Consider the following 18,188-nt stretch of genomic DNA (forward strand, 5'->3'; position numbering starts at 1 on the left):
CTTCAAGGGTGGGGGGAGGTTTGTAAAAAGTTACAGGGTTTTGCGCACTATCTAATTCTTAGAGGATTTTTGTAGCTATATAGAATTCTTGAGCCAGGATCTCTCATTTTCATACTCTTCACGGGCCCTGAAGAGGCCGGCGGTATCTGCTAGGGCCAGAGCGAACTCAATAAAAGCCTTTCCCTTGGCCGTTACTATATTGTCGTGAACCACTACATCCTCATCACGAAGGTCTGCATCAGAAAACAATGCAATCTCTGGCGTCCCCGCTTCAAAGCGGATAAAATGCCCGGTGCAAGGAGTATTCTTTAGAATCCCGCTTTTTGCGAGAATAAAGGTTCCCCCGCAGATCCCCCCAATTATGGTCTTTCTCCGGTGCAACTCAGCTATGAACCTCAGTAGCTCAGGATTATCCTGGATGTTCTCTGTAATCCCACCTGGCACGATGAAAACATCGATATCATCCAGACTAAGCTCATCCAGACCATATTCTACAACCACCTTCTGTCCCTCGGTGCATTGATAGATGCCCTTTTCGAGGCCTACCGCCAGGATATTCTGCTTACGAAATTCATGACAAGCGAATACAATTTCGTGGTTAGCAAATTGTTCAAAATAGAATATACAGACGTTCATTGTTTTCTCCGATTTTCGCAGCATAAACACGATGCAGCCTTTATTTCACCCCGAGGCTAGGTAATCCCCTGGGCAGAAGAATATCTATAGAGCATTTCAGCCACCGTGTAAACCCGGGCCTCCAGGATGTCGGGCCTTACAATCACCCAAGATATGATACACTTATTCGTAGATTGCACGATAAAAGGAGCTCAGATGCAGTATATTGGATTGTTGCGCGGCATAAACGTGGGGGGCAATAACAAGGTTCCCATGGCCGAGCTGCGCCAGGCCCTTGAGACAGCAGGCTTCCGGGAGGTTCGCACCTATATTGCTTCGGGAAACGTCCTATTCCGCCACCCATCCGGGTCGATCCAGGAGGTTCAGACCCTCTTTGAGGCAGTGATGAGCCGTGACTTCGGGATTGCCACCAGGGTTCTAGTTCTGCCCGAGGACCGGTTCAGGGTGATTTGCAGCGCCGTGCCCCCCGATTGGACCAACGACAAGGAGCAAAAATCCGATATCCTCTTTCTCTTTCCCGAAGAGGATAGCCCGGAAACCCTGGAACGTATGGGACCGAAAGCCGATATTGACCAGGCTCGCTACGTTCCCGGAGCCATCCTCTGGAAGGTTTCCAGAGCGAATCAAACCCGCTCCGCCCTCCTGGCGGTAGTGGGCACGAAACTCTACAAGGCTATGACCATCCGGAATGTGAACACCCTGAGAAAACTGCAGTCCATGCTGGAGACTTCCCAGGGCTGATGCCGGGCTATCCAGCCCTCATTGAGCTTTTGCCCTCTACCCATAGATTTATTCCCCGTGCACCACCACATCCCAGAGGGAATAGCCATAGGCCGTTGCCCGCCCGTGGCCCCTGAGCCGGATATAGCGCGCTTCCTGGGCGGGCCAGGTGAGGGTCTCGGTGCCGCCGGGGCAGTCCTCGGTGCGGTAAAGCTCCGTCCAATCCCCTCCGTCGGAGGAGATTTCAATACCATAGGCCCTGGCATGGGCCGCCTCCCAGACCAGGGTAAGGCCCGAAACCCCGCGGACGGCCCCCAGATCAATCTCCAGCCATTGATCATCCGAATACTCGCTGGCCCACCGGGTATAGGGATCCCCGTCCAGAAGATTCTCCGGTTTTAGTGCCGGGGACTCATTGCTGCTCGACCGGACTGTCATGACAGTCCCCCGGGAAGCTAGGGGATCGAGTCGGGGCGGCGTTATGTAGATACTCCGGTTATCCGTAGAGGCAACGATCCCCCCGTCCTTCAGTTCTGCCCGGGCGGTAATCCGATAGGTTCCCGGAACCGACTCCATCCAATCTACCGTATATGGCGGTGAATCATCCCGTCCAAGAACCTCGCCGTTCTTCAAAAACACGATCTGCCCAATCCCCTCCGGATCCCTCACCGTTGCTGCAATGGTCATGCTCCGGCCGGTTTCACCGTAAGAGGGCAGGTTCTGATAGGATATCTCTACGCTGTTCGGCCGAGGGGGATGATGGTAGAAAAAGGAGGCGATCTGTTCGGTCGCAAAGGGAAGCCATCCATGGCCACCTGTGGGATGTTCGACCAGGGCGGTTTCGGTAATCCCGTCAGCCCCGGGCCACCTAATCCCTCGGACACCCCTCCAGGAAAAGAACTCCTCACCCTCTGCAGCCTCACCACTCCCTTGAACCCCGTTAACCCCGCGCCAGAACTCCATACACTCCGCCACAGAAACGGGACTATCGTAGAGCGGATCCCCGTCAAAGGGAACGTTCCAGTCATCCCGGGCATGGATATGCAGGATGGACACTGGATGCACTGGTTTCTCGGGTTTCCGGCTAGGATACATCAGCCCGGCTCCCGGGGCCGCCGCAGCAATCATGGCAGATAAATCCTGGGCAAGACGGTAGCTCATAAACGCTCCCAAGGAATGGCCTGTTACATACACCCGCCCGGGGTCCACCGGGTACTCCTCCAAGAAAACGGTTATCAGCCGCCGGAAGAACCCCTCATCGTCAAAAAGGGTCGGCCGACCGGGAATCACATCCCAATCCCCATTATACCCATCGGGATACACCATAAGGAACCCAAGCTCCCGGGCAGGTACATCAAAACCCTTCTCACGAAAATCCTCTCCCGTTCCAGCCATACCGTGCAAACCCAACACAAGAGAATACTCACCGTCCTGTCCCGTCCCGCCCACGGCACCACCGGAATCCGGTCCCAGCCCGGGAGGAAACACCACCAGACCCGTCCGGGTCCTTCCTCCATGGCTCATGACAAAACGCCGGCCATCCGCATCCAGCATGAAGGGCAGATTCTCTACCTGGTTACCGGCCCCGTCCTGAACCATGGTTATGAACTCCCGCATAAACGCAGTAGTATTCTCATCCGAGCCCCCCAGGCCCGTAAGAATAAACCCCGCCCGAGCCGTTATACCCGGCATAATCTCAGCCCCGAACTGCCGTACCTGGCCTCTCCAGGTCGGCCAGCAGACCGCCTGCCTACCGGTCAATAGACCTGCCTGGGCCAGTACCGCCGGAGCACCCTCCAAGGCTGCGACAGGCCGCCCTTCTTCCCCCCACTGCTCCACCAGCCCCTGCACCGAAGCATCCTCTATCAGGGATTGAACCCCCGGTCCAGAGAGGAGAAGCAGTCCCCGGTAATCCTCGGGATTCACCCTGCTCACTGGCAGATCTAGGGCGACCTCCATCCCCAGCTGGCCCCGGGCAACTCCCCCTGGAGAACTCGCCAGGGAAAAGGGGATTCCATTAGCCCGAAGCCTCGCCCAGGCAATGGTATACTGCAGCTCGTCAAACCCCTCCCGGGGCAGAATGATAAGTACCCCCCTGCTGCCCGTCGCCGACTCCGCCCTCACCTGAGCCCTAACCGCGCACCCGGCTACCATCGCCACCGCAACCGTCCAAACCAGAATGGTCCGCAGTCGCCCCTGGGTTCTATCCTGTCTCATCTTCGACCTCGTTCATCAGTAATTGGTTATTTAATTATAGAGTGATTTCAACGCATCCGCCATCGAACCATCAAACCGTAGGTTCCGGTGCAATGCCACGGTTCATTCAGCGGAACTAGGCTGGGAAGAGCCTTGCCGTGATCACCAAGAAGTCGATCCAGCGCAGCTCGAGCATCGCCGCCCTCATCATCACTCCGATCCCCCAAAACGCCCGGCCTGTTCAGGGTAGATGTCCTAGAAATCCTTTCTATACAGAAGCTTGTTGATTACCGGCACCAGAAGGCCAAGGAACACCAGACTGCCGAGGGGTAGTAATTGTGCCATTGCCGAGGCCCGGAATCCATCCAGAGTTTGGGTGAACTGATAGTCAGGCAGAAGCGCGGATCCGAGAATATCCGCGCTAACGGAGTTGAGACCAAACCAGAACCCAGCGGCCAGACATACCAGAATCACCATATTCCATGAAAAATACCCTGCAAGACCGATGAGAACCAGGGGGATGAGGGAACTTAGGTACATACCCCCTAGGGCTAGGAGGTAGGGACCCAGCACCCCCGGGGCAAGCACCTCGATATCATTCGCGGAGATGGGGAACCGGTTCTCAAACACCACATTTGCGATACCCCAGGAAGCCCCGCTGATTATCCCTACCACAACCCCGTGCAGGAGGAGATAAAAGCAAACCCGGCCCCAAAAGTATTCCCTTCTATTTAATCCCCGGGTAAGGATGAGCTGGATACATCCGGACCGTTGATCCTCAAGGAAGGAACCAGCGAGGAATAGACAGGAAACTACCACCGATATAGGTACGGGGGCGATGAGCGCGTAGGCTGCATAGCTCGTGTTCAATACCAGGGGAATATCTGGAGGAACCCCCAACCCGCTTAAATGAAGGGAAAACCCGTAGACTACAAAGATCATCAGTGAAAACAGGGGGTAGGCCCAAAGCGCATGCTGTTTTCTTAGCCGGTAGAGTTCAAAACCAATCATCCACCTCATATTCCCCTCCCGGGCTGGCTATCCGAGGTGGGAGATAGGGGTGAGAGGGGGAACTGGGCCCGGAGAACCCCTAGCCGTTCTTTTCCTGGGCCGTAGGTCCCAGTGACCCGGCCGTCCCTGAGGCATACGGTCCGGTGGGCAATTCGGTCCATCATCTCCAAGTAATGTCCCGATACTAAAACGCTGGATTGAGAATCCCTTACCGTTGAGGTAATCCAGTGTTCCAGGCGCTGTACCCCTTGGTAATCCAGGCTATTTGTGGGTTCATCAAGAACATAGAGAACGGGCTGCCGTGCTACCTCAGTAGTCGGGGTTGACGGTGACGTCGATAGTAAGCCCTGGGTAAGTACCTGCTGTTTCATCCCCTGGGAGAAAACCTGAACGGCTTTTTTAGCCGGTAGGGTATCGAGGGGAAACGGTCCGGATGAGGAACCGTCTCTCTCCTGGATAGTCGTTTTCGATAAGAGTGAAAGCAACGCGAGATTCTCAGGCATGGTAAATCGGGAAAATAGCGGCATGGAATCGAAACAGAATACCGCATGGTGATGGTGGCCGATGCCCCGGGGCTGCTCCTTGCCCAAAAAGGATATGGTCCCGGCGTAGTTCTGGATAAGCCCGGAAAGAATTTTAAACAGGGTCGATTTCCCCGAGCCATTGGGACCGATCAATGCGACTACCTCTCCGGGATACACCTGAAGGTCCACCCCCCGGAGTACCTCTTGTTTTCCAAAACTCTTGGTTATACCTGAAAGCGAAACCGTGGGAGTATTCACCCAACCCCTCCGTTCATAAGCTCACATAGAATGAAATCTCGGGTTCCGATCCCTGGGTAAGCGGTAGGAGATCAAGGAGAACCCCGGCGCGAAGAATATCCAATGGTAGCCCATCCCCCATGGATGCCCCCAGGGATATCCCCCCAGCGATGGTCAACCCCTCAAGCCCCCGCCCGCTGAGGATCAGGTCGTGCTCAACAAAGGGCCGCAGCTCGAAGAGCAGTACCTGTACAACCCTCGGTGTTTGATAGAGCATCTGGTAAGAAAACACCACCGCCTGACGGCTCGCCGTTCCGGAACCGGGGAAGAGCAAAAAATCCCTGGTAAGATCCAGGAGAATACCGGGAAATACCAGGTCAAGTTCAAGATCGCGGAGCTCTCCCCTGGGAGCAAGGATTATTCCGTCCCGGGACTCTCCTACCGGTGTGCCGTAGGAAAATCTTCCGTCCAAGGTCAATCGGTCGCCGGAGAACAGGAGAGAATCGGGTTTTCCGTGGAGCACCACCGTCCCTGAAACCTCTCCGGTGGCGGGCCGAAACCGGGTGAGATTTGCCCCGATAAACCGGGAGTCCTTCAGATTCCGGGAGCTGGAAAACCGCACCAAGCCGCCCAGAGATATCCCCCCAGGATCAGGAGCATAGTTATCCACGTCGAACCCTGAGGTTACTGCCAGCCTCAGGCTCGAGTCATTGGAGAAAAACCACTGGTGCCCCAGGCTCACCCCCAGGGAAAGACGATCTCGCGGGTCCGAAGGGAGATCCGACAGTGCAGGATGGGGAATCCTGGAGAATCCTGCGTATACCTCAAGCCCGTTCACAAGCTGGAGGGGTGAGGTAACCCAATCGAACATCAGGGTTATATCCTGCTGTTGAGCGTAGAGCAACTCGCGGGAAAGTCCCGGACTGATCTCGGCGGGATGCAGGGAAAAGAGGCTTAGGGAACGGAGGAACATATCTCCTTGCCCCTGGGGCTGGCAGAATACATGAAGCGATAGCTGGGTTTCGTCATCCCCGGATGCTGCGAGCTTGTATTCCGCGATACTTACCAGGTACCGATGGGCAACCGCAGTTAAAAGGCTTTCCACCGTCTCGTAATCGGGCTGTACCGGTTGGGCTGTGCCGGTAAGTTCCTTCGGATTAATGGCAACCCTTCGATTTCCGGGAAGCTCCAGAACTACCTCGGTAATCTCATAGATCAGCTCATCAGTCGAGGGCTGGGCAGACACCCCGGGGGCGGTCAACAGGAACAGTATCCCCAAAAACACCCCAAAGCAGCGACTCACTTCGGCGTACCGTACTTCCGGTTGTCCGTTTTCAAAAAGTACCCTAAACCACCGGCTCACAACGGAATCCTTTGGTAATACATCCTGCCGCTCCTAATCAGGTAAACCTCCAGGACATCCCCGGTCATGATGAGCTCAGGCTGATCGGTAACCCGAAGAAACGACGGGGTTTGGAGCCCCTGGCCGTTGCGCAGGTTGGGCAGCCGGAAGTAGGAGAGCTGGCGCCCCTGGCCGTTATACATGAACAGTAGAGGGCTGCTTGCTGATGCCTGGGGTTGGGGTCTCGCGGATACGCCTGAAGGTGCATCAAAGCGGGGAAAGATCCGGCCGATCATCTGGGTAAAATCGAGGCCTGCCAAACTTTCTAAGGCCGAACCGGCTTGAGTCTGCGAAGCCCTGGGCTGATCAATACTCAGGGTATTCCCGAGTTCCAATCCGGTGTCTTCATAGCGGTGGGTATACCTATTATATAGGATGGGTTTGTAGCTGACGGCGATACTGCGGCGGAGCAAGAGATTGGTAATGGAAGCCGTTAGGTCAATGGAGGTAAACTCAATGTCCGGGATGCCGTCTCCATTGAGGTCCCTGAGGGTACTAACTCCGTTCGGAAAATTGGAAGCCAGAATCCCATACCGCCTGTTGGGAAAGCTGCTGAAGCTGAGATCATTCGACGACCGCCCTGGGGTCTCCTGGCGGAAGAATACTAAGGCGGTCAATTCAACCTCTCCGGAGGTTGAACCTTGTTTCGGAGAAAAACTAAAGAGGTGCAGATCCTCAAGACCGTCGTTGTTCACGTCAATAAACGCCACGGGCGGGCGGTCCCAGAAGATCGGGGCTGTGGTTCCATGTTATCCCGAGAGATCCACCCTCCCAAGACTCTGGCCCTGGTAGGTCAGGATGTGCAGGATGGAATTGTTTATGTACAAGATTTCATCGTGCCCGTCTTGATTGACATCTTGCACCGAAACCAGGGGCATAACACTGGTAATACTCTGCACCCCAGGCATGGTGAGCTGAGCGCCAAGATCGTCGAGGTAGGATGGCATGGTCTCCTGGGTTAACCGCCGTGGACGGTTATCTTCCATGGTCATGAGACCTGCATGATCAAACCAGAGCGGCACCGCTGCGCTTTGGTCCGAAACCTCGTAAAACAACCGAACCGTCTTCGGTCTGTTCTGTAGAGCAGTGCTGGTAAAGGGGGTGGGATTCTGTGAGTAGGAAACCCGCCGATACTCAGAAGCCTCCAGATCAATGTAGGAGATCCCATCGGCGGCAATGAGGATGAGTTCTGGTTCTGCGCCGCCTGCAAGATTTGCATAATCCAGGGCGATGAGGTCCGAGAGATTATCCTGTTGAAACACAGTCCTTCCGTGCCGGTACACCAGAAGATCAAAATCCCGGGTAACCACCACGAAATGGGATCCGAAGCCCCGGGAATACCGCGGGCTATCCAGCGAAGAAGTTCCGGCCTGAGCCCTGACCAATCCAGGCTGCCCCAGGAAGAGCCCGAAAAGCACCACCAGTAGTAGGTTCTTATGTGCAACATTCACCATCATTACCAACCCAAACTATGCCCCGAGGTTTCAAAATGAATCCTACCGATCCAAGATCGAACCCTATATGCCAAATTCCTTTACTGTGCGCAAAAGGTTGTACCATTGCACCCTGGCAACACCACCCATGGGTGGTCCTAAAGGGTCCTCCGCTATAGCTGGTTTCGTTTACAACCTTTTTCGTACTACAAAATCCCTTCACAAACCTCTATTTTGAACTAGTTTCGACTTACGTACGATAGTAAGAAAAGAAAATAATAGTATCAATAACCCAAGGGCGGTATTGGTTCATACAGAACCATTTTGGGTGTTTGAAAATCACCGAATCCCCCCGGGCGGCACCGGAAACACCGGATACATCCAGCCTAAAAACATCGAACATAGGTATGGAGCGAAACCTGTTTGCATGGTCCATCCCGGTGCCCTATAGTAGTACCACAGTACCCTGGGTTGCCCGGGCAGCCAGGGACAAGGCAATGTGGAAAAACCGGCAGGAATGCAGAACCCTTCCGCTTCTGCCCCACTGGAAAGGAGATAGAAATGCAATTAGGCGCTTTCTCGATAAGTCTGGCCGTCAAGGATCTACAGGCCTCCAAGGCCTTCTACGAGGCCTTGGGATTTACTGTTTTCGGCGGACAAGCTGAGCATCATTACCTGATCATGAAGAACGGTCCGGCCATCATCGGCCTGTTTCAGGGTATGTTTTCCCAGAATATTTTGACCTTCAACCCCCGGTGGGATCAAGAATGTAACACCCTGGAGAATCTTCCCGATGTCCGGGATATCCATGCTGAGGTACGCCGCCAGGGCTTGAAGACCGAGCAGGAGGCATTAGAAAGCGAAAGCGGCCCGGGCAGCTTCGTGATAGTGGATCCTGACGGAAACCCGGTACTCATTGACCAGCATTGTTAGGATCTAGGGTGATTCCCATGCCCCGGGTAGTCCGGGGCTGTTAGGCACCTGCAGGTTGAACCGCCACCGGAAGATCAGGACCGCGGCGGAAGCGGAAGAAGTTCAACACCCCGCGAACCGCTTCATCCAGAAACACCGCCCAGAAGACCCCGACAATACCCATATTGAAGGCGAACAGTCCCAGAGCAGCGGCTCCAAGAACCAGAATGGTCCCCAGGATCTGGGTCTTGAACATCCACTGGGTATCCCCGTACCCCCGGATAGCCGATCCCAGGACGATATTTAAGGACCGCGGATAGGATTTAAGCCCCGCGATAACCAGGATGGTAATAGAGGTTTCCATGGTCTGGGGATCGTTGGTAAAGATTCCCAGGATCTGCCGGGGTAATACCAAGAAAATCACCAAAATAACCGTGGATATGATCCAGCTATCCAGGATTCCACGGTACCCGATCCGGATAGCCTCCTGACGGTTTCCCTCCCCGGTCCGGTGTCCCGCCAGGGTCATTACCCCCTGTCCCAGTGCGATGAATACCATGGCGGGGATAATCTCAATGCTAAAAATGATGGTGTGGATGCCCGCAGCCAGCATACTGATGGTATTTAATAAGCGCAGCAGCCCCAGGTTTCCAATGTTCCACAGGAACTCTTCCCCTGCGGATGGCAGCCCCTTCATGGAAATCTCCTTGTAAAACCCCAGGGGAGCCCGGAGTATCTCCCTGACCCGAAGGGTAAAGGGCAGGGTCTTGGGATGAAAGAGCAATACCAGGAAAATGATAAGGCCTCCGGCCTCTGCCAAGGAGGTGGCCAGGGCGGCGCCCTCGAGTCCCAACTCAGGAAACCCCCAGTTTCCGAAGATCAGCAGCCAGTCCAGGATAATGTTCAATGCGGACCGCACGATCCCGGCGATCATGATGGGCCGGGTAAATCCGTAGGACTGTAAAATGCTGGTGCTGGCGGAGATGATACCCGTCAGGAGAATGACCGGGAGCAGATAGGTCATGTAGGCCAGACAGTATCCCAACACCGGTTCCGCCACACCCATAGCCTGGAATATCTGCCGGGCAAAAAAGCTCCACAGTAAGAACAACCCGATAGCCATTAGGCTGTTGAACTTCAAGACGCTGTGGGCCAGCTGGCGGACCCGGGGCTCATTATCTGCCCCGATGGCCTGACTCATCAGGATGGTTGCGCCTGTGGTAATGGCGAAGATCACCGACAGAGAGGTCCACAGGGGAGCCGTCACATTGCCCAGGGCGCTCATGTATTCCACCTGAATCCGGCCGAGAAAGGCACGGTCGATGATCAGCTGTACCTGGGAAATGAGCATATTGAGCATCAACGGAAATGCAATGCCCCAGAGGGTTTTGTCCTTTTTCACAGAGGTCCTTCTTTATCTATCTATATATAGTGCCTCAGGACCGATGTCCTGGAGCGGAGAGCTATTCCCTTCCGGGGGAGGTTCCGGGCGCGTGTGGTTAACCCGGGGGAGAGGGTTGGCGGGACATGGGAATCACCCTGCTACAACACCTTCCTGAGGAAAGTAAACACCAGAAATCCAAGACCTGCAAGTAGGATCACCCCGCCCAGAACCGCCAAACTTACGGAGTATCCCGAGGCCTGAGCCAGTCCCCCGATGGCTGCATACAGAGCCAGAGCCTTCAACTCAACCAGGAGCCCCTTGAAGGAGGAAAGGGTTGCCCGGAGGGAGGATGGGATCGCCTCCTGCAGACGTCCCTCGTAAACCGTCTGGATAATACCGGAAATAAACACGAAACCAAGGATTATGGCGAGGGCCGGGGGCGTAAATATCATCCCTGTCAGGATTAAAAGGCCTCCGGTAACGGCAAAGAGCAGGTAAAACCAAGGGGCGGTAAGTCCAGTAAACCGATGGGCAAGGAGACCGGCCAGGGCCTCGGCCCCAGTAATCCCGGCGATATACAATCCGAGCCAATAGGCGGGCATACCCGCCTGGTCCGCAACGATGGCCCAGTACTCTTCCAGGGCGCCGCTGAATACCAGCGCCAGGGAAACAAACATAAGGAGCCCGAAAACACCGGGGGTGTGCTGGATTGTTTTCACGCCCTGGGTCAACATCATAACGAACCCGGGCTGGTCCTCTTGGGTTGAATCCTGCTTTTCCGTCTCGGGTACCAGGCGGAGACACAGGGCGGCTGCCACACTGGCGAAACAACTCATACCAAGGATAACCGGATACCCCAGTAACACCGCCGGAGAGGCGAGGACCGCTGCCGCTACCATAGCCCCGGAGCTTATGGCTCGGGTACGACCGAAAACCTTGGTAAATTCTGCCTCCCTGCCCAGAGCAGCTAATTCATCGTACAGCAGAGCCTCGAAGGTTCCGGAGCGTAGGGCACACTCAACCCCCCAGAGGATGAATCCTATCAAGAATCCCAAAAAATTCGGCAGCATCAGCCACAAACCGAAGGCTGCACCCCGGAAAACCTGGCCCAGAACCAGGATATTCCGCCGGGAGTACCGGTCCGCCCACACTCCCGAGGGCACCTCCAATACAAAGGTGGTTACCGACCAGAGGGCGAAAAGCATAGCCACCTGCCAAGGTTGTATTCCCGACTGACTGATCATGACCCCGTAGAGGGGAAAAATCAGCACAAAATCCGCGAAAAAGCTGTAGGCGTAGAGGGAGGAAAGTAATCCAGCAGTATTTCTTTTTTTTCGTTGTTTTCCGGTTTTCATGGCTTCAAAAAGCTATCCGGTTTTTGGAGGGATTTCAATGCATAGGCCAATACTAGGGTATGTTTGTTATCTGACTTTTTTTGTAACCTTTATTTGGAATATGCGTATTATATCACCATATGAAAATAGTTATCCACCGCGGTGCGTGCCATGCACTCCCCCCAAAACTCCTTTCTTCCTACCTAAAAACCTGGGGTTTTCCCCTGGGTTTTATAGAGGGTTTTCCCACCTACCGGACCGGGAAATCCTATGGTATTATCCCCTGCGATGTGTATTCTCAAACCTGGCATTCCGGACAGTATTTCCAGGGTGCGGGGTTTCGTGCCCCGGCTCTGAGCATGCCATATCCGATGCCTGCTAACGGGATGGAACTCCTATGACCCTCTCTCTTCTTCTTGTTGACCATCACACCTTGGTTCGTCATGGCATTGCAAGCCTACTCCAGGCGTCCCTGGCAGGACTGTATAACCTCCGGTTTTGGCATGCCCCGGGAGGCAAGGAAGCCTTGGATATACTCCAGGAACACGCAGTTGATGTGGTATTAATGGATCTATCGGTACCCGGAATGAACAGCGTTGATCTTTGCCAGCGGATCCGTCGGATTTTTCCCGCAACACGGATTCTCGGGGTATCAAACCAGACGGACAAACGGATCATCCTGGAATTTTTTGCATCCGGTGCCCAGGGGTATGTTCCAAAATCCGCATCGGTTGCGGACCTTACCACGGCTATACATGAGGTGCTGCAAGACCGGTTCTACATAGCATCACCCATTTCCGGATATTTTGTAGAGATCCTTCGGGAGTCGTCCCATTCATGGAGGGCACCGGCGTTTTTGGAGCTGACTCCCCGGGAACGGGAGGTTTTGAATCTCCTTGTCAGGGGTAATACCTCAAAAGAAATCGCCGGGATCATCAACGTTTCCACCAAAACCGTGGAGGCCCACCGAAAACAGATCATGACCAAAACGAATTCCCGATCCATTGCCGAACTGGTGCTCTACGCGGTACGGAACAACCTGGTGCAGGTTTGAACCTCCCCGCTGCTCCACCCGGGTCCTAGGGATAATTCCAGGCATTGCCTAGGAACTTTCCCTATATCTATTGTCGGGTCCCCAAAAAATAATAGGATTCATGAAACGATTTAATACCTTGAATGTGGGAACCCGTCTGGCTATCGGTTTTATCCTCATGATAATCCTGGTCGGGCTGGTGGGCTTATTGGGGCTCATGAACATGTCCCGGATGGATGAGATCTCCGATCTCATGTATGAACGGGAACTCCTGGGTCTTGCTGAAATCAAGCAGATGAACATTCAGATGCTGTATTTAGACCGGGCGGAGAAGAATCTGCTCCTGGCCAGCTCCCGTGAAGATAAACAGTTTTACGAGCAGCAGGTACAGGAATACCGTGCTCGCATTCAGGAGCAGCTCGATCTGGCATCGGAAAAGTTCGTGACCACCGATGCTCAAGAGGCAATTCAGGAAGTAGAATCAGCCCTGGGGCCATACCTGAATGTAAACTCATCCATCCTCAGTTTAGCAGCCTCGGATGCCATTCAAGAAAGCCGAGATTCGGTTACCCTATCTCAAACCCAGGGCCGGGAGGTCTCGGATGCCTTGGACCAGGCGCTTACCGCAGCCGAAACCCTTAAGGAAACCCAGGCTCAGGATTTCTCCCTGGAGGCAAACCGCCTCTACGCCCAGTCCGCCCTCATAATGGGCATCCTGGTAGCAGCCAGTGTGGCTGTGGGCATCCTTCTGGGGGTGGGAATCACCACGGGACTAACCAAGCAATTAGGGGCGGAACCCCTCTTCCTGGCTGATATCGCCCAACGGGTCAGCACAGGAGATTTAACCATCGATCTGGAAGAAGCGGATAAAAAAGCCAAAAACCGGGGGGTGTACAAATCTATTCGGTCTATGGTGATTCAATTGCGGGAGGTAGTAGACGACGTCCAGAACTCCGTTGAGATGGTTTCCATCGGAGCCCAGGAGATGAGCAGCACCGCCCAACAGCTATCCTCGGGCGCCACCGAACAAGCTGCCTCCGCCGAAGAGGTTTCGGCCAGCATGGAGCAGATGGGATCAAACATCTCCCAGAACAGCGAAAATGCATCCCAAACCGATAAAATCAGCCGCCAGGCCTCCATCGATGCCCAAACCGGCGGTCAGGCGGTGGAGAAAACCATCGCTGCCATGAAGAAGATCGCTGAAAAAATCAATATTATCGAAGAAATAGCCCGGCAGACCAACCTTCTGGCCCTTAACGCCGCCATTGAATCCGCCAGAGCCGGTGAACACGGCAAGGGCTTCGCAGTAGTTGCCGCAGAGGTACGGAAGCTGGCCGAGCGCTCTGGAAAATCCGCCGGAGAAATCAGTACCCTCGCCAAAGAAAGCGTGAGCGTTGCCGAGGAGGCCGGAAGCATATTCGCAGAGTTAGTGCCGGATATCCGTAAAACCGCCGAACTCGTTCAAGAAATCGCTGCTGCCAGCTCGGAACAGAACAGCGGGGTAGGTCAAATCAACACCGCCCTCCTTCAGCTGGATCAGGTGATCCAACAGAACGCCTCGGCCAGCGAAGAGGTCGCCGCGTCCTCCGAGGAGTTAGCCTCCCAGGCCCACATTCTCCAGGATGCCGTCTCCTACTTCAAAACTCTTAAAAAGGCTACCCGGGCCCTGCCCAGCCCTGAGGACCGGAGCCAGTCACCATCCCGGCACCTCCGCGGTTCCCATCCGGCACCTCTTCCAGCACCACCTGAGAAAACCGCAGTCCATCCCGGGAAGGCCAGTACCAACCCTGGGGGCAAAAACGCGGCCGCCGTTCCAGCAAAAGCCCGCACAGCCTCAACACCCCCTGCCCCGGCAGCCCCCCGGAAGAACCAGAGTCCCGAGGATCAGGTAACCCAGTCCCTCCAGCGTTCAGCTATGACCCTACAAGACGGCCAGGACGAATTTACCCAGGCTAACTTCGAAGAATTTTAGGAGCCCCCAGTGGATTACGTAACATTCACCATCGACAACGATCAGTTTGCTCTGCCGGTTTCCCAGGTACGGGAAATCCTGCAACGAGATACTATCACCCACCTGCCGGACATGGACGATTGTATGCTTGGGATTATCAACCTCCGGGGCTCGGTGGTTCCGGTCATGGACCTGGGAAAGCGCCTTGGTTTAACTACCCGGGATCAAACCGGTCATGGAGATCGGAACATCACCCAGGAACAAACCATCATCATTTTGGAGGCATCCGAGGGGGCGATGGTTGGTCTGATAACCGATGTAGTACGGGAAGTGGTACAGATTCCCCAGGAAGATATCCAGCCGCCGCCTAAAACAGGCTTGGCGGTCCGGGAATCCGAGCTGCTCAGGGGCATAGTTTCCACCAATGATTCCTTCACTATTCTGCTTGCCCCCGAGCCCCTTCTTGGAGGGGCCTTGGTATGACCGGGGGTTCCCTGCTCATCGTGGAGGATGAGTATATCATCGCACTTAGTCAGAAGCAGCGGTTAGAGCGCCATGGCTTCTCTGTTCAACTGGCCTATTCGGGACTTCAGGCCCTGGATGCAGTGGAGGCTGCATTCCAGGACGGAAGGCAGTTTGATGCAATCCTCATGGATATAAATCTGGGGGGCGGGCCCGACGGCATCGCCCTGACCAGGACCCTCCAGCTTATGGACCCCAGCCTCTTGATTCTCTTTCTCAGTTCTCAGCCCCAATCCTACCTTGCCCAGCGGGCCCCGGATCTCTTGATCTTCCCCTTCATCAGTAAAGCAACATCCCCATCAACCCTGCCAGGCCTGGTGGCGCAGCATATTCTGGAGCGGTCTTCCGACAGGCTGTAACCCTTCTCCTATCTTCCAGGGGCGCCACCCGGATTCTCCCGGCAGACCGCACCGCTGCTCCCCGGGGCGCCCCCCGGATTTCCCCGGACATCCTCCGCCTCAAACTGGCTGGCATAGAGGTCGGCATAGTGGCCGCCCTGATCGAGAAGCTCCTGATGACTCCCCTGCTCCACAATATCACCCTGTTTCATCACCAGGATCAAATCAGCATTCTGAATCGTCGATAAGCGATGGGCAATAATGAAGGAGGTTCTCCCCGCCATCAGTCGGTCCATGGCACGTTGAATCAGAATTTCCGTCCGGGTATCCACCGAACTGGTAGCCTCGTCAAGAATAAGCATGGGAGGATCCGCAAGAATAGCCCTGGCAATGGTCAGGAGCTGCTTCTGCCCCTGGGAGATATTATTTGCCTCCTCATTGATTACCGTGTCATACCCCTCGGGAAGGGTACGGATAAAATGATCGGCATGTGCCGTTACCGCTGCCGATTCCACCTCACTATCGCTAGCCTCGGGACGACCGTACCGGATATTCTCACGGATGCTACCCATAAATAACCAGCTGTCCTGGAGAACCATTCCGAACATACCGCGAACCTGCTCCCGGGGGATCCCCCCGATATCCCCGCCGTCCACCAGAATCCGTCCGCCCTGTATCTCATAAAACCGCATGAGCAGCTTGACCATGGTTGTTTTTCCTGCCCCAGTGGGTCCCACTAACGCGATCTTCTGGCCGGGGGACGCCTTGGCGCTGAAATCGGTTATTACAGCCCTCTCCGGATCATATCCGAACCGCACATGTTGGAACTCTACATGGCCCTGGGGTACAGGGGTGTCCATTTCTTTACGGGCGACAGCCTCTTTTAGGGTTTCCACGTTCTGGGATTCAGGGTGATTCGATTGCTCCGTGCTCTGTTCATCCTCTTCAAGGAAGTCAAACACCCGTTCGGCCGCTGCAGCTGTCTGCTGTAATACGTTGGAAATCTGCGCCATCTGGCTAATGGGTTGGGTGAAGCGTCTCACGTACTGAATGAAGGCCTGAATATCCCCCAGGGTGATGACCCCGGTACCCGCCAGATAGCCACCTAAAATACTCACCGCCACATACCCCAGGTTTCCGACGAACATCATTATCGGCATCATGAGTCCCGAGAGGAACTGGCTCTTCCAGGCTGATTCAAAGAGGCTCCGGTTATGCCGGGAAAAGACTGCCAGACTCTTGGCCTCACCGGAAAAGGCCTTCATTACCAGGTGTCCCCCGTACATCTCCTCCACATGGCCGTTAAGCCGGCCGATACCCTCCTGCTGTTCCCGGAAGTACCCCTGGGACCGTTTAACGATAGCCATTACGATGGTCAAGGACAGGGGTACCATCACCAAGGCAACCAGGGTCATGAGCCAGCTAATGGTAACCATCATAATGACCACCCCCACCACGGTGGTAAGGCTGGTTACCATCTGGCCGAGACTCTGGCTCAGGGTCCGGTTCACCGTATCGACATCGTTTGTTATCCGAGAAAGCACCTCCCCATGATTCGTCCGGTCAAAATACCCCAAGGGCATGCGATGAATTTTCTCGGCCATATCACGCCGGAAGCGGTAGGTAATGTCCGCAGAAATCTTTGCCATGATCCATCCCTGCAAGGCCGCAGCCCCGGCGGAAACCAGGTACAGGGCCAGTACGGTTAATACGATCCGCCCGATTGCCTGGAAATCTACCCCTCCAGTCCCGGCAATGCTGGCCATAATCCCCTCAAACAAGGTAGTAGTGGCCCGGCCAAGTATTTTCGGACCTACTATGGTGAAGACCGTGGAAGCCCCGGCTACCACCAATACCGCGAGCACCCCGACCCGATAGGGACCCAGGTATTCACCGAGTTTCTTCATGGATCGTCGAAAGTCCTTGGGTTTTTCCGTCGGCATGGACATGCCCCTGCCTCCGGGGCCGTGCCCCATGCCCTGCCGGGCGGTCTGGGGGCTGGCGGATGCGGTGGACGGTTTTTGTGATGAACTCATTCTATCCCCTCCTGGTTGCGGGATTCTGACTGGTTGCTGGTTGATTGACTTTCCGCGATTTCCCGGTAGGTCGGGCAGCCCTCCATCAGGTCCTGGTGGCTTCCCGTCCCCATGATCCGCCCCTCATCCAGGACAATAATCTGATCCGCCTGCTGGATGGTAGACACCCGCTGACTAACCAGTACCACCGTGGCACCGGCCGTCTCCCGTACCAAAGCCTGGCGCAACCTGAGATCCGTCCGGTAATCCAGGGCGGAAAAACTGTCATCAAAAATGTATATGCCGGGGTTTTTAACCAAGGCCCTGGCAATAGATAACCGTTGTTTCTGTCCCCCTGAGAGGTTTATTCCACCCTGGGACAGTACGGATCCATAGCCCTCGGACCGTTCATCGATAATTTCCCGTGCCTGGGCAATCTCCACCGCCCGGTCCAGGTCCCGAGTATCATGGCGGAGTCCCCGGCCCTCCCCGGTGCTCCCGGACTTCCTGGAGCCCCCGGACTTCCCGGTGCTCCCGGAC

General features: G+C 55.1%; 17 protein-coding genes. 6 read left to right on the plus strand and 11 right to left on the minus strand.

From position 1 onward, the window contains the following. Positions 1-75: 75 nt before the first annotated feature. Positions 76-636 (minus strand): DJ-1/PfpI family protein, encoded by a 561-nt coding sequence (locus tag DC28_RS07185; RefSeq protein ID WP_037547322.1) that lies wholly within the window; start codon positions 634-636, stop codon positions 76-78. A 195-nt stretch (positions 637-831) separates the two neighbouring features. Here DC28_RS07185 and DC28_RS07190 point away from each other — a divergent pair, with 195 nt between their 5' ends. Further along, positions 832-1,377 (plus strand): DUF1697 domain-containing protein, encoded by a 546-nt coding sequence (locus tag DC28_RS07190; RefSeq protein ID WP_037547324.1) that lies wholly within the window; start codon positions 832-834, stop codon positions 1,375-1,377. A gap of 48 nt (positions 1,378-1,425) precedes the next feature. Here DC28_RS07190 and DC28_RS07195 read toward each other — a convergent pair whose 3' ends face one another. From DC28_RS07195 to DC28_RS07220, 6 genes are all read right to left on the minus strand, one after another. Further along, positions 1,426-3,573 carry a discoidin domain-containing protein gene (locus DC28_RS07195; protein WP_037547326.1) on the minus strand — a complete coding sequence of 716 codons (2,148 nt, stop codon included), beginning with the start codon at positions 3,571-3,573 and terminating at the stop codon, positions 1,426-1,428. Between the two features lie 234 nt (positions 3,574-3,807). Further along, positions 3,808-4,572: a hypothetical protein gene (locus DC28_RS07200; RefSeq protein WP_156104616.1), complete on the minus strand. Its 765-nt coding sequence runs from the start codon at positions 4,570-4,572 to the stop codon at positions 3,808-3,810. Continuing rightward, positions 4,569-5,345, minus strand: coding sequence for an ABC transporter ATP-binding protein (locus DC28_RS07205; protein WP_037547330.1), 777 nt, complete (start codon positions 5,343-5,345; stop codon positions 4,569-4,571). Before DC28_RS07205 ends, DC28_RS07200 begins: the two co-directional genes overlap by 4 nt. Positions 5,346-5,358: 13 nt before the next feature. Then, positions 5,359-6,627: a hypothetical protein gene (locus tag DC28_RS07210; RefSeq protein WP_156104617.1), complete on the minus strand. Its 1,269-nt coding sequence runs from the start codon at positions 6,625-6,627 to the stop codon at positions 5,359-5,361. Between the two features lie 56 nt (positions 6,628-6,683). Next, the gene (locus tag DC28_RS07215; protein WP_037547333.1) at positions 6,684-7,436 is read right to left on the minus strand and encodes a hypothetical protein; all 753 of its coding nucleotides are present in this window, start codon (positions 7,434-7,436) and stop codon (positions 6,684-6,686) included. 39 nt (positions 7,437-7,475) lie between these two features. Beyond that, a complete protein-coding gene (locus DC28_RS07220; protein ID WP_037547336.1) occupies positions 7,476-8,183 on the minus strand; it encodes a hypothetical protein in 708 nt (235 codons plus the stop codon). A gap of 537 nt (positions 8,184-8,720) precedes the next feature. Here DC28_RS07220 and DC28_RS07230 point away from each other — a divergent pair. Beyond that, positions 8,721-9,092, plus strand: coding sequence for a VOC family protein (locus DC28_RS07230; protein WP_037547339.1), 372 nt, complete (start codon positions 8,721-8,723; stop codon positions 9,090-9,092). A 40-nt stretch (positions 9,093-9,132) separates the two neighbouring features. Here DC28_RS07230 and DC28_RS07235 read toward each other — a convergent pair whose 3' ends face one another. Together DC28_RS07235 and DC28_RS07240 are read right to left on the minus strand one after the other, a co-directional pair. Then, positions 9,133-10,473 (minus strand): MATE family efflux transporter, encoded by a 1,341-nt coding sequence (locus DC28_RS07235; RefSeq protein ID WP_052078592.1) that lies wholly within the window; start codon positions 10,471-10,473, stop codon positions 9,133-9,135. A 140-nt stretch (positions 10,474-10,613) separates the two neighbouring features. After that, complete coding sequence (locus tag DC28_RS07240) at positions 10,614-11,810, minus strand: MFS transporter (protein WP_037547341.1); 1,197 nt, start codon at positions 11,808-11,810, stop codon at positions 10,614-10,616. A gap of 376 nt (positions 11,811-12,186) precedes the next feature. On the opposite strand from DC28_RS07240, the gene DC28_RS07250 reads away from it, so the two are divergent. From DC28_RS07250 to DC28_RS07265, 4 genes are all read left to right on the plus strand, one after another. Further along, positions 12,187-12,843, plus strand: a complete 657-nt coding sequence (locus tag DC28_RS07250; RefSeq protein ID WP_037547343.1) for a response regulator — start codon at positions 12,187-12,189, stop codon at positions 12,841-12,843. Positions 12,844-12,943: 100 nt separating this feature from the next. Next, positions 12,944-14,794: a methyl-accepting chemotaxis protein gene (locus DC28_RS07255; protein ID WP_052078593.1), complete on the plus strand. Its 1,851-nt coding sequence runs from the start codon at positions 12,944-12,946 to the stop codon at positions 14,792-14,794. A 9-nt stretch (positions 14,795-14,803) separates the two neighbouring features. Beyond that, complete coding sequence (locus DC28_RS07260; protein WP_052078594.1) at positions 14,804-15,256, plus strand: chemotaxis protein CheW; 453 nt, start codon at positions 14,804-14,806, stop codon at positions 15,254-15,256. Then, entirely contained in the window at positions 15,253-15,654 is a 402-nt protein-coding gene (locus tag DC28_RS07265) for a response regulator (protein WP_037547344.1), read from the plus strand. Before DC28_RS07260 ends, DC28_RS07265 begins: the two co-directional genes overlap by 4 nt. A gap of 8 nt (positions 15,655-15,662) precedes the next feature. On the opposite strand, the gene DC28_RS07270 is transcribed toward DC28_RS07265, so the two are convergent. Together DC28_RS07270 and DC28_RS07275 are read right to left on the minus strand one after the other, a co-directional pair. Then, a complete protein-coding gene (locus tag DC28_RS07270) occupies positions 15,663-17,669 on the minus strand; it encodes an ABC transporter ATP-binding protein (protein WP_081942044.1) in 2,007 nt (668 codons plus the stop codon). Further along, positions 17,666-18,188, minus strand: a 523-nt coding sequence (locus DC28_RS07275) for an ATP-binding cassette domain-containing protein (protein ID WP_037547345.1), incomplete at its 5' end; no start/stop codon positions are given. The genes DC28_RS07270 and DC28_RS07275, both read right to left, overlap by 4 nt.

The organism is Spirochaeta lutea (assembly GCF_000758165.1).
Classification (GTDB): domain Bacteria; phylum Spirochaetota; class Spirochaetia; order DSM-27196; family Salinispiraceae; genus Spirochaeta_D; species Spirochaeta_D lutea.